Source organism: Hyphomonas oceanitis SCH89 (assembly GCF_000685295.1).
Lineage (GTDB): Bacteria > Pseudomonadota > Alphaproteobacteria > Caulobacterales > Hyphomonadaceae > Hyphomonas > Hyphomonas oceanitis.
Genome location: NZ_ARYL01000023.1, coordinates 57,832 through 69,796 on the forward strand (window position 1 = coordinate 57,832; position 11,965 = coordinate 69,796).

Annotated in this window: 9 protein-coding genes; 5 read left to right on the forward strand and 4 right to left on the reverse strand. The window is 56.3% G+C overall.

The window, feature by feature from the left end:
* Nucleotides 1–24: 24 nt before the first annotated feature.
* Entirely contained in the window at nt 25–918 is an 894-nt protein-coding gene (locus HOC_RS14285; RefSeq protein WP_035539729.1) for a glycosyltransferase family 2 protein, read from the reverse strand.
* Between the two features lie 34 nt (nt 919–952).
* Nucleotides 953–2,083 carry an NAD(P)/FAD-dependent oxidoreductase gene (locus tag HOC_RS14290; RefSeq protein WP_035539731.1) on the reverse strand — a complete coding sequence of 377 codons (1,131 nt, stop codon included), beginning with the start codon at nt 2,081–2,083 and terminating at the stop codon, nt 953–955.
* Nucleotides 2,084–2,836: 753 nt separating this feature from the next.
* On the opposite strand from HOC_RS14290, the gene HOC_RS14295 reads away from it, so the two are divergent.
* From HOC_RS14295 to HOC_RS14315, 5 genes are all read left to right on the forward strand, one after another.
* Complete coding sequence (locus HOC_RS14295) at nt 2,837–4,123, forward strand: outer membrane beta-barrel protein (protein ID WP_035539734.1); 1,287 nt, start codon at nt 2,837–2,839, stop codon at nt 4,121–4,123.
* A 53-nt stretch (nt 4,124–4,176) separates the two neighbouring features.
* Nucleotides 4,177–6,576 (forward strand): GumC family protein, encoded by a 2,400-nt coding sequence (locus HOC_RS14300; RefSeq protein WP_156950498.1) that lies wholly within the window; start codon nt 4,177–4,179, stop codon nt 6,574–6,576.
* Nucleotides 6,577–6,656: 80 nt separating this feature from the next.
* Nucleotides 6,657–7,805 carry a glycosyltransferase family protein gene (locus HOC_RS14305; protein WP_051624918.1) on the forward strand — a complete coding sequence of 383 codons (1,149 nt, stop codon included), beginning with the start codon at nt 6,657–6,659 and terminating at the stop codon, nt 7,803–7,805.
* Entirely contained in the window at nt 7,802–9,088 is a 1,287-nt protein-coding gene (locus HOC_RS14310; protein ID WP_035539736.1) for an O-antigen ligase family protein, read from the forward strand. The genes HOC_RS14305 and HOC_RS14310 overlap by 4 nt, the downstream gene beginning before the upstream one ends.
* Nucleotides 9,089–9,550: 462 nt before the next feature.
* Complete coding sequence (locus HOC_RS14315; RefSeq protein WP_051624919.1) at nt 9,551–10,636, forward strand: glycosyltransferase family 2 protein; 1,086 nt, start codon at nt 9,551–9,553, stop codon at nt 10,634–10,636.
* 19 nt (nt 10,637–10,655) lie between these two features.
* Here the strand turns inward: HOC_RS14315 and HOC_RS21380 are convergent, their stop codons facing one another.
* Nucleotides 10,656–11,471, reverse strand: coding sequence for a family 16 glycosylhydrolase (locus tag HOC_RS21380; RefSeq protein ID WP_051624920.1), 816 nt, complete (start codon nt 11,469–11,471; stop codon nt 10,656–10,658).
* 53 nt (nt 11,472–11,524) lie between these two features.
* The coding region (locus HOC_RS14325) for a sugar transferase (RefSeq protein ID WP_199285886.1) at nt 11,525–11,965 on the reverse strand (441 nt) is incomplete at its 5' end.

An 11,965-nucleotide genomic window follows, 5' to 3' on the forward strand; every position in this document is an offset into this window, starting at 1 on the left:
GTCAGACCTGATCCTGAGTGGGCGTTATCCGTAGAGTTCCTGTTCCTTGACTGACAGGATTGATGTGATGACGCCCAAATGGAATACGGCTCTCAGGAGCCAGAAATTACGCTTCGTGCTGGAAAAGACTGCCAGCACGAAGCGTAGAATACAGTAGGCAATCTTCAGGATTGTTGCGCACAGTGAAACGGCCGCCTTGGCGAGGGATAATCTTCCTCTTTCAAGGCGGCCGTATGTGATTCCGGACCGGAACTTACGCTTTGCGATCCAGCGGAAGGCGAGACGGGCAGGGTCAACGGGCTCATATACCTTAGCGTCCTCGGAAATGGCGAAACGGGCACCGGCGCGCCAGGCGCGGAAGAAGAATTCGGTATCCTCGCCGCCGGTGCGCCCCTTCTCCAGCAGGAAGCGCTGTCCTGCGAAGCTGGGCGCTTGGGTGCGGATCAGGGCATTGCATGTGTGGCCGGTCTGGACCGTATCGTTCCGGCGTGTGGGTACATTCGAGTGATAGTCGCCTTGCTTGATCCAGTCAGGGGTTGTGTCCGGATATTCCGCCATGGCGGCGCCAAAGACCGCGTCATAGGGGCCTTCGACCAGCAGGGCATAGAGGTCGGCAATCCAGTTCGGCGGAGCAACTTCATCATCATCGATGAAGGCCAGCAACTCGCCCTTAGCAGCGTCCAGACAGGCATTGCGTGCCAGCGAGATGTTCCGGCTGGGGGCGTGCACATACTGAACGGGGAAGGGCAGGTCCTGAGCGACGCGTGTCACCAGGTCTTGCGCTGAAGGCGTTTCGTCATTGTCGGCGACGATGAGGCGAAGCGTGATCCCTTCGGGCACGACTTGCTTTCCCAGCGAGTGGAGCGTTCCCGCCAAGGAGGCCCGGCGGAAGGTGCAGACACAGATTTCAATCAACAATGGCTTCTTGTCCTAAAGGTCTGCGCGGTGGGGGTCAGGCATCATGTGTCTCCAGGCTGTCGGCAACATATTCTGCGATTGCCAGAGAACTTGTCAGGCCGGGTGATTCTATTCCGAACAGGTGAACGAGGCCTTCATGGCCATGAAGGGCGGGGCCGTCGATGCGGAAGTCGGCTGCGGGTTCATTCGGCCCCGTCAATTTGGGGCGGCAGCCGGCATAGTCAGGCACGATGGCGCCATAGGGCAGGCCCGGCCAGTAGCGGCGTACGGCTTCGTAGAAATCATCCGAACGGGTGGCATCCACGCGGTAGTCGATGAGGTCCGGGTTGTCGTGGCCAAGCCATTCGACATCCGGCCCGAAGCGCATCTGGCCAGCGAGATCCAGTGTGACGTGAACGCCAAGACCGCCATTGACGGGTACGGGGTAGATGAGGTGCGAGAAGGCAGGTCGCGTCTGGCAGCTAAAATAATTGCCTTTGGCGAGGGTGAAGCCCGGAAGTGTTGCGGCGTCATAGCCCTCCATCTCGCGGGCCAAGCGGTGCGCGTAGAGACCGGCACTGTTTACAAGACGGCGGGTAGTGATTTCGTACGGCTCGCGACCGCCAATGCGCAGCTTGAAATGGCCATCTTGGAGGATCGTGATGCCGACAACCGGCGCGTCGAGTACAACCGCACCGCCGAGATCCTCCAGTTCGTTCCTAAGTGCGGTCATGTAGCCGTGGCTGTCGAGTAGGCCGGTTTCGGCCGACATAAGCGCCGCAGCACATTTGAGCTGGGGCTCCAGGGCTATGGCCGTGCTCGCATCGAGCATCGACAGGCCCTCGACATCGTTGCTGTGCCCCTGTTGGAGAAGGCTCTCAAGTTTGCCGACCTGGTCCGGATCGGTTGCGACAATCATCTTGCCTGTGCGCCTGTGAGCGACGCCGTGGGAGTTGAGATAAGCGTAGAGTTTGCGGCGGCCTGACACACACATGCGATGGCGCAGGCTGCCGGTTGGATAATAGAGACCCGCATGAATTACTTCGCTGTTGCGCGATGACGTCCCGGTGCCGATCTCACGCGCAGCTTCCAGCACATAGGTTTCCTGCCCGCGTTGGGCCAATTCCACCGCACAGGCCAGGCCGACCGCTCCGGCGCCGATTATGATACAGTCCACACTTGTCACAGGCGGGTGGCCCGAGTGCGGTAAGAGACTGTGCGGATGCGGGGCAGGATAGGGGAGATCATGCAGGCTCAAAAATGGATTCGGGAGCTCTGATGCGAGCCGCATGCCATTCTGGCGCAATCGCACGGCCGCGGCCAGATATAGCTGAATGACCAGTCACAGGTTCGCGGCCGGGTTGCTTTGGCTTTTAGTCTTGCTGGCATTTGCAGATACGAAAGGGTGACAGTTAACCATGAACAGTGTAGCTTTTACTTGCGGTTGGTGTGTTGCGGCTCCGACTGCAAATACTATTACAGGTGGGGTTTATTTTTGATCCTGAAGACTTCGGCGCCAGAAGGCGCAAAGTGTTCAGCCGGATCCGTATTGATAGACCCCGTCTCGGCGGGACGCATAGAAAATGGGTTTGGGGGATGCCAGAGACACGCAGATCAACGAGTGCCCGTTTCTTGAAATTAACAGTTTTCAAGACTTTGCCACCTGCAAGAAACTCACGAAATATAGGAAAAGACGGCGTCCAATCGGTTTTTGGCGCCAATTTCGCCATTCCTGTTCAGCACATTTTCATCCGGTTGGTGCATAGGGTGTTCCGAGTTTCACGTCATGTGCGACGGGCGTCGGCGGTCTTTGGTGGCCGGCGTGTTGTTGGACAGGTCATTCGCAGAGCGCTGTTAAACATGGTCCCGAGATTGCATCCGCCGCAGATATGATCCGGACCGATACCGACACAGAAAATTTTTCAAGGGAATACCAGTAATGTCTAACTTTAAGCGCTTCTGCCTGCTCAGCGTGGCGACCGGCGGAATTCTGGCCACATCTGCATCCGCCCAGGGGCAGAATTATTACAGTCGCGAGAAGTACGAGGCCGTCCTCGATCGCCGCCAGCCTGCCTATGATCCAGAGCCCATTCGTCTTGGCGCGTTTCTCGTGGATTCCAGTCTCAACGGATCAGCGACCTATACTGACAACGTTCAGGCCACCGAAAATAACAAGATTTCAGACACGATCGTACGTATCGGCGCGGATGTCGCGGCCCGCACGAACTGGAGTGTTCATGAGATTGGCGCTGAAGTGTCAGCCTATCGCAGCGAATATATCGATACGGGTGATGAGTCGGCGAATGATCTGCGCGCCCGCCTTCGCGGTCGGCTTGATGTGAACCGCAATATTTCGGTCGGTGCTGCTGTATTTGCTCAGGACATCATCGAAGCCAGAACTGACCTAGCCAATGCCGTCGGCCTTGATGCGCCGGTCGAATATACCCGCATGGGCGGGTCGTTGGACGCCAACTACCAGAGCGACCGCTTCCGCTGGTACAACGCGATTGATTTTTCGGAAGAGAACTTCAAGGACGGCGAACAGGCCGGAACCGGCATCATTATTGACCAGGACTATCGCGACAACACGGTGACGTCTGCCCGGTCGCGCATTTCCTATGCCTTGTCGCCCAACGTCGCCGTTTATACGCAGGCGACTGTGCGTGAGCAGTCCTACGACCAAGACCAGCTGCTGGGCGGCGCGCTGCGCTCGCGCGACTCGTCAGGTTATACAGCGGTTGTCGGTGTTGACTTCGAACTCAACTCCCTTGTTCGCGGTGACGTGAACGTTGGCTATTTGAGCGAGAACAAGGACGATCCATTCTTCAAGGACGTCGACGGCGTATCGGTCGATGGTCGCGTTCAATGGTTCCCGACGCGTCTGACAACTGTCGGCTTTAAAGCCGGCCGGCGCGTGGTCGATATCGGCGTGTTTGAAGCGCCTAGCGCACTGCAGACGACTTATGGGGTTAGCGTCGACCATGAGCTGCGTCGCAATATCATCCTCTCCGCTTCAGCGGACTTCTCAAATTATGACTACCAGGAAATCAACCGGTCAGATGATATCTCGGACTATTCTCTGAGAGCCGCCTACAAGATGAACCGTCGTGTTCACCTTGAGACCTTCGTGCGTCACCTTAACCGTGACAGTAGCGGGAATAGTGTTTTTGGTAATCCATCCTTTGACGTCAATCTTATTGGCGTCGGTATCAAACTCTTTCCCTGACTTTGCCCGGATCCGGCTTTGAGATCACTCCAGATACGAATTGGTGTAGTAAATTGACTAAGACTTACAGTCTTGAAATTCCCTCGCAGAAAATGCCACACGGCGACGGTGGTAGTTCCGATGACATGCCGATCGATTTCAAGGCATTGATCGGCACCGTCTATCGCCGGTTCTGGATTATCGTAACTGGATTCCTCGTGACGCTCTTTGCTGTCGCGTACATAACTTTCACGCAGACGCCGATTTACAAGGCGAACTCGATTCTCCAGCTCGACACGAACAAGGAAAACGTCATCGACCTGGGAAGCGTGCTTGGCGGCCTCGCGGCCAGCACGGCGACAATCGACACTGAAGTGAGGGTGATGGGGTCGAAGTCGCTGCTGACAAAGGTCGCGACGAAACTAAAACTGGCGGAAGATCCCGAGTTCAACTGGACTCTGAGGGAACAGAAGCCGGGCCTTATCGAGATGACTAAGGGCCAGATTGGCGCCTGGACGGGGCACCCGCCCAAGAAGACCGTTCCATATGCCAACCTGAGTGCTGCCGAGCGTGAAGCCGCCATTCTGGAGTCGGTGACGCGTACACTGATGAGCAAGGTGCACATCAGTCGTATCGGGACGACCTACCTGATTGAAGTCGAAGTCACGAGCCAGTCACCGGAAACGGCTGCGCGTGTCGCCGATGCGGTCGCCGATCAGTACCGTGTCCAACAGCTCGATTCCAAGCTTGAAGCCACCCGCCGTGCTACGGCGTGGCTGTCTGAACGCGTGGCTGGCCTGCGCGATGAGGTTGAAGCCAAGGAGAAGCGCGTCGAGGAATTCCGGGCTGAAACCGGTCTCTTGTCGGCGCAAGGTGCCACGCTGACCGAGCAACAGATTGCCTACAATACAACGCAGAAGAGCCAGCTGCAGGCACAGTTGAACCGTGCTCGCTCGCGCTATGACAATATGAGACGTCAGATCAACAGTGGTGCCGGCATAGACGCGATTGCTGAGGTGCTCGATTCTCCAGTGATTTCAGGCTTGAAAGCCCAGCGGGCCCAAATCCTTCGCCGGGTTGCCGAGCTGGAAACCACGCTTGGTCCGTCGCACCCCGAACTGATCGGCGCGCGTAACGAAGCAGCTGATATCGAAAAGCAGATCGAAGCCGAAGTGAGCCGGATCGCGGCAAACCTTGAAAACGAGGTCAAGGCTGCGCAGGATCAGATCAACAGTATCAACTCCAATATCGGGCAGTCGACTGCACAGCTCCGGGGCAACAACCTCAATCTTGTCAGGCTGCGTGAACTTGAGCGTGACGCCGAAACGAGCCGTGTCCTTTATGAAGAGTTCATCAGTCGCTCCAAGGAGACGCGTGAACAGGACGACCTGGTCCAGGCTGACGCCAACATCTTGTCCACCGCCACTGTGCCGGATTCGCCAAGTTCGCCGAAAAAATTATTGAACCTTATTATTGGCGCCATGCTTGGCGGCATAATCGGCGGTGGCCTCGCCTTGCTTGCAGAGATCTTCGACATGAAGATCAGCTCGCCTGACGATATCGAGCGCAAGCTGGGCGTGAACTCCATCGGATCGGTCCCGCTGATCCGCAGCACAAGCCTGCTGCCGTTCTCGCAAACCAATCCGGCGGACTTCCTTGTCGACAATCCCTTGTCTGCCTTTGCAGAGAGTATTCGCTATTTGCGGGCTGCGATTGCGTTTTCGGACCTCGACAGCGAGACGAAAACCGTGGCCATCACCTCTTCGCTACCCGACGAAGGTAAGACCAGCCTCACCTTGAGCCTAGGTCGCATGTCGGCCATGTCGGGCTCGCGCACGCTCGTCATTGATGGTGACTTCCGTCGTCGCCAATTGACCGACGCCGCAGGCATGTCGCCAGAGATTGGCTTCATTGAGCACCTGTTTGGTGCAGGCCAGCTGTCTGATGCCATCTGCAAGGACAGTCGCAGCATGCTGGACATCCTGCCGCTGTCGAAGGCCGGCCATGTGCCGCACGATGTGTTCGGAACTCGGGCTTTTGATGACCTGCTCGCGCGGCTGCGTTCGATGTATGACCTTATCCTGATCGATACGGGCCCGCTGTTGCTAATGGCCGAAGCGCGTGTTGTTGCCGGCAAGACCGACAAGACAATTCTTGTTATACGCTGGCGTCGTTCGCTGCGTTCGGCTGTACGTCAGTCGCTCACTCTGCTGAAGACTTTCAACGCCGACCTTCTCGGCGTCACGCTCAATATGGTCGACCTAACGCAACGTCGCCATCACAAAGATCCTGGCGCTGCCTACAAGGCTTACAGCAAGTATTATTCGATGGAAACCAAGCGCTCGATCTTCGGCCGGAACAAACCGGCAAAGTCGAACGGCATGACGTCTGCGCCGAATCCGATGGCTGCTCCTTTGAAACCCGAAAAGCCACAGGTGAAGACGGGATCTTCCAGTGAAGTATCCACGCACTAACCATGAGATACGCTGGTGATCAGGGCGGCGTGCCGTCGCCCCGGATCCGCACCGGGGAAGGGCGCGCGCAAGGGCTTGTAATGACCAAGGTCGCTTTTTTTGGTCATGATGCCGGGGATGCCGCTGTTAGGCGCCGCGTCCAGGCCATGCAGGATGATGGCTTGGCGGTAACGGGCTTCATGATGCGGCGCAAAGATGATGTGGCGACCGACTGGGACAATGTGGATCTGGGCAAGACCCGGGATGGGGCGTTTCTCCAACGCGTGTTGCGCATATTCTCAGGCGCCCGCGTTGCGGCCAACTCTCTCGATGCTTTGGCTTCAGTCGATGTAATTTATGCGCGCAATCTGGACATGCTGGCCTGCGCGTTTCTGGCCAAGCACTATACCCGGCTCAAGACGCCGGTCGTCTATGAGAGCCTGGACGTTCACCGGCTGCTGACGCGTGAAGACTTTATCGGAAAGGCATTGCGGTGGGTTGAAAAGAGCCTGTTGCGGCGGACAATTGGTCTGGTCGTCAGCTCCCCTGCCTTTCTCACCAATCATTTCGAGAAATACTATCGGGGGCTCTACACGCCCTTCCTCATTGAAAACAGGTTGGCAGCCGGAAGTGACTTTGGCCCTCGTCCGGCGGCTCATAATGGCGCCGTTTCGGAGAATTGTGGACGTTTTGTGCTGGGTTGGGTAGGCAATCTCAGGTGCAAAAGGTCCTTCGAGCTGCTTTGCGATCTGGCTGATCGATTTCCGGACACGCTGGAAATTCGACTCCATGGCCAGCCCGCGCGTAAAGAGATTCCTGTCTTTGAGCCGGCCATAGACGCGCGGCCTAACATGACTTTCGCGGGCCGCTACCGGTCTCCCGAAGACCTTTCCGGTATTTATGAAGGCCTTGATCTTGTCTGGGCCGGGGACTTCATGGAGGCGGGATATAATTCTGTCTGGCTGTTGCCGAACCGGATCTATGAGGGCGGCTATTTTGCGACACCTGCCATTGCGCCCAATCTCACTGAAACGGCCGGGTGGATCGAGCAGAAAGCTTGCGGCTTCACGATTTCGGAACCCCTTTCTGAGACATTGCCGACCTTGATCGCGGCTGTGATGCAAGATCGTTCTGTTCTCGAGAGCTACCGCAACAGGTTGCTTGAGTTGCCTAACGAGGTGTTTATCCAGCCTGAGGGGTTCTTCTCGGAGGTTTTAGCGCGTGCCCTCGCCGGAGCGCGCGCGAAATGAACATGGTCAAGCCCATCAAGGTCAGCGAAGAGGAAGTGGTGGGGTTTGGCAACCTCTACAGTTCGGGCCGGTCGGCTCCTCTGTGGGAGCAGGCGATCATCACGCTCTGGTTCTTTGTGACGTACCTGCCGCTGGATGGCGTCGCGCCAATCCGCTATCTGCTCGTGGCCTATTTTGTCGGCCTCACAGTGATGTTTTACCGGGAGGTAATGCCGGTATTGTTCAAATGCTGGCCGCTTTTCCTTCTGCCAATATTCGGACTATTGTCGTTTACATGGTCTCCCTATCCTTCGGAAGCGCTCCGGTCGGGTATGTTGATGCTGCTGACACCGCTAACGATCATTGTGATCGGCGTGCGGCTGAATACGCGACAAGTGCTGCGCTGCCTGATGTTTGCGGGCATGATTACCACGATATATGTTACCCCTACGCTCAGCACTTTTGCTGATGGCGGGGCGTATGGCTCGAAGAACCTGCTCGCCATGCAGATGCTGTTTGCGATGTTGATGAGCCTCGTTACGGCGCTCAATGACAAGGAGCCGATATGGGTCCGTTTGCTGGGCCTTGCCTTCGTGCCGATCTGTTTCGTCTACCAATACCTTGCGCACTCCGCGACATCACTGGTCTTCGCCGTTGTCGGTATCGCCGGAATGATTGGTGTTCGCTACTTCTGGATCAGCTTTGGCAAGATACGCCATTTGCGTCTATCCGTGGCAATGTTTGCCGCATTTGTTGCGCTCGCCAGCACGATGGTTGTGCTGAGCATGCCGGAAAACACCCTCATGGATGATTTCCTCGGGCTGTTGGGCAAGGACTCGACTTTCTCCGGCCGTGCGCTGATCTGGCGCGAGGCGGAACTTGTCAGTCAGGAGCATCCGCTGTTCGGCCTGGGGCTTGAAGGTTTCTGGCAGTATGATGTGGGCGCGGCGCAAACGATCAACGAGAACGATTTCAAGGCCTTCGGAACGAAACTGACCTTCCACAACGCATATTGGGAAGTGCGCGTTCACCTTGGCTATGTCGGCCTCGTCCTGTTCATATTCATTCTGGGCTGGTGCATGAAGCGGACGATCGTGAGTTGGCTACGGGCGCCGGGAATGGACAGCTCTGCGCTGCTGATCACGATGGTCATCATATTCACGTCAACCTTCACGGAATCCTCTCTCTGGAGCACGTTCAATACGCTCGTGAATCTATTCTATTTCGGAGCGATGACGACAATGGGCGCGGGTGCGCGCAAGTTTGAGGGCAGGGTGCCGGTCGTCATTCGCCACACGGTCTGACGGGTACTCAGCGTTATTCTCTCTATAGTTTCATGGAACCAAGGCGTCTGCTGCGGGTTTTGAACGCATTATCGCCTGATTTTCCGGGCATGCTTTATGAATAGGGGCTGAACGCAAAGCACGCTTTTTTAAGCTGTCGTTAAAGTTGGTTGGTCAAACATACGATGATGACTCCGAACCCAGCCTTTCCGTCTCGTCGATCTGCTGTCGACTATTCTGTTGACGCGCACATGCGTTCAGAGGCGGGATATATCGACAAAGGCGCCCCTGATAAGTGGCCGGTATGGGCGCGACTGCTCATAATCGTTGGTCTAAGTGCGTTGATGTGGGCCGGCATTATCGCGGGCATGGTTTCATTATTTGGCTGATTGCGCTTGGCTGAAAAAATGGTGCGCACAGAATCATTTTGGCGTTGATCCTGCATTGTTGACAGAAGCTTCAACTGCAACGCAGATCCTGTAAATGACGTCTTCAACAACGCCTTCTGAACCGTCTGCCGGGCTGACCGCATCGCCACGGCTTTCGATCATCATCACGAACTACAATTACGCCAAGTTTGTTGCCTCTGCCATCGATAGCGTTTTATCGCAGGATGAGGCTGTTGAGCTGATTGTGGTGGATGATTGCTCGACTGACAATTCACGCGATGTCATCAGCGAATATGCTGGCCGGGTCACCATGGTTTTCCAGGAAGTGAACCGGGGACATGGCGCCGGCTTCAATGCAGGATTCAGTCGCGCGACTTCCGAGCTTATCATGTTCCTTGATGCTGACGACTGCCTCTTGCCGGGCGCAATCAAGACCATTCTGTCAAACTACCAACCCGATGTTGCGATTTATCATTACCGCATGCGCTACATGGATGAAGCAGGTACCCTAAGCGGCATTCATCCTTCACCTGCCATGCCGTTGGCTGACGGTGATATTTCCGAGCAACTCAGGTCAGCCGGGCGCTACCATGGCACGATCACTTCGGGGCTCGTCTTTTCAAGGCGGCATCTGGCGCATGTTATGCCGATGGACCCGGAGGCTTTCCGGCAGGGCGGGGATGGCTATCTGTCGGCTGTCGTTCCGCTCTACGGGGCGTCGCGAAGCTTTGAAACGCCGATCTCAGGCTATCGGCTACATGGAAGCCAGCATTCGCGCTTCAGCAGCGCCTATGCCAAGCGGTCGCGCTGGTGCATTGCCCATGATGCCGAACGCTATCGCGCCATACGGGAGCATTCCAATCGTTTAGGCCTGCGCGTTGCAGCCGATCTCGGTGCGGATGACCCTGACAACATTCACGAACGTCTCGTTTCGATGCTGTTCGCGCCGGGTGAGCATCCAGTTGAGGGCGATTCAATCAAGCAGCTTGCTCACCGATCGGCGCGCTACGAGAAAGGTCATGCAACGGGTATGCGGTCACTGTTTGCATATATCTTCTGGGAGCTCTTTGGACTTCTCCCTGAAAGTGGAAAGCGGCGCCTCATGAGTTGGAAGATCGATGCGAAGAGTAGGCCCGGCTGGATGCGCTATCTTGCGAAACGGTTGCGTGCCGGCGGTTGAGCCGCCTCGCTCCAGAACCTCATTTAATGAATGTATCAGAGCATTGCGGGCTCGCGTCGCCTGCCTTGCGGAAGCTGACGCAATAATAGCTTGCTTGTGTGGGGTCCGCGAAGGTCGGTTCGCCATGCCAACTGTATTGCTGCGATGTGCCTGTCCAGATATTCATGATGATCCGGCCTGGCGTTTCTGGAATCGGCCGATCGCGTGATGTGACGGTTTTGACGAGCTTGTCATCGACATACCAGGCAATCTTATCCGGCTGCCAGTCGAAGGCGTAGAGGTGGACTTCTTCGGCGGCATCAAAGGGCAGGTCGATGTAGATCGAGCCGCAGGTCTTTCCCTTTGTGAAAATATTCGCGTGAAGTTGCCGCGTGTTCTTTCCGAGGAATTCGATATCGATTTCGTCGTGTGGGTCGCCAAAGGTGGCATCCGTGTGCGTGAAGAAAGAGGAGACTGCGCCTGAACCGGGGGCGGCCTGCATCACAACTTCATAGCGCCCGTGGCCGTAGAAACCGCGTTTTTGAACTTCAGCGCCGGAGAAAGGCTGCGGAGGTGCAGGTTTGCGATTAAGTTCGAGCGAAATACTTGGGGGATGGTAGTGAACATTTGCCGGGACCCAGCCGACCCGAAAGAAGGTTGATTTCAGGGTGAAGTCTGAAACGTACCAGTCCTCCCCATTGAAACTGTCCCTAAATGACAGGTTGAAGGATGCTCCATCGCCCCTGTCCGGGCTGAGCACTGTGCTTGTGGACGTTCGGGACTTCACGCTGATCAGGATTATCGCGGCGAGAACGCAGACGATGCTGACAGTGATGATGGCTCTGATACGGGACATTGCCTGTCGCCTCCCTATAGGGGCCGGGCTTCGGTAAACCGTACCTGGTGAGCTTAGCGCGCGCCTTTCGAGATCAGGACGGCAGGAACAGTCAGAAGCATGATCTTGATGTCACCCCAGAAGGATCGGCTGCGCACATACTCCACATCCGTTGCTACACGCTCCGGATAGGTTGTGTCGCTACGGCCGCTGACCTGCCACAGGCCTGTTATACCTGGGCGGACCGAGCAATATGCGCGGAAGCTTTCGCCGTAACGAACGATTTCATTTTCGACGATCGGACGTGGGCCTACGAGAGACATGTCACCGCGTAGGACGTTGTAAAGCTGGGGCAATTCGTCGATTGATGTCTTGCGAATGAAGTTGCCGAGCGCAGTGATGCGAGGATCGTTTGTCAGTTTTTGTGTTTCGTCCCACTCCGCACGAGCGGCAGGGTCCGTTGCCAGCAAGTATTCAAGTTGCTGGTAGCGTCCCATCAGATGGTGTAAATCGTG

Excerpts from the sequence above, each read along its gene's own strand:
- HOC_RS14295 (WP_035539734.1), top strand. The coding sequence starts at position 2,837 with ATGTCTAACTTTAAGCGCTTCTGCCTGCTCAGCGTGGCGACCGGCGGA.
- HOC_RS14305 (WP_051624918.1), top strand. The coding sequence starts at position 6,657 with ATGACCAAGGTCGCTTTTTTTGGTCATGATGCCGGGGATGCCGCTGTT.
- HOC_RS14310 (WP_035539736.1), top strand. The coding sequence starts at position 7,802 with ATGAACATGGTCAAGCCCATCAAGGTCAGCGAAGAGGAAGTGGTGGGG.
- HOC_RS14315 (WP_051624919.1), top strand. The coding sequence starts at position 9,551 with ATGACGTCTTCAACAACGCCTTCTGAACCGTCTGCCGGGCTGACCGCA.
- HOC_RS21380 (WP_051624920.1), bottom strand. The coding sequence starts at position 11,471 with ATGTCCCGTATCAGAGCCATCATCACTGTCAGCATCGTCTGCGTTCTC.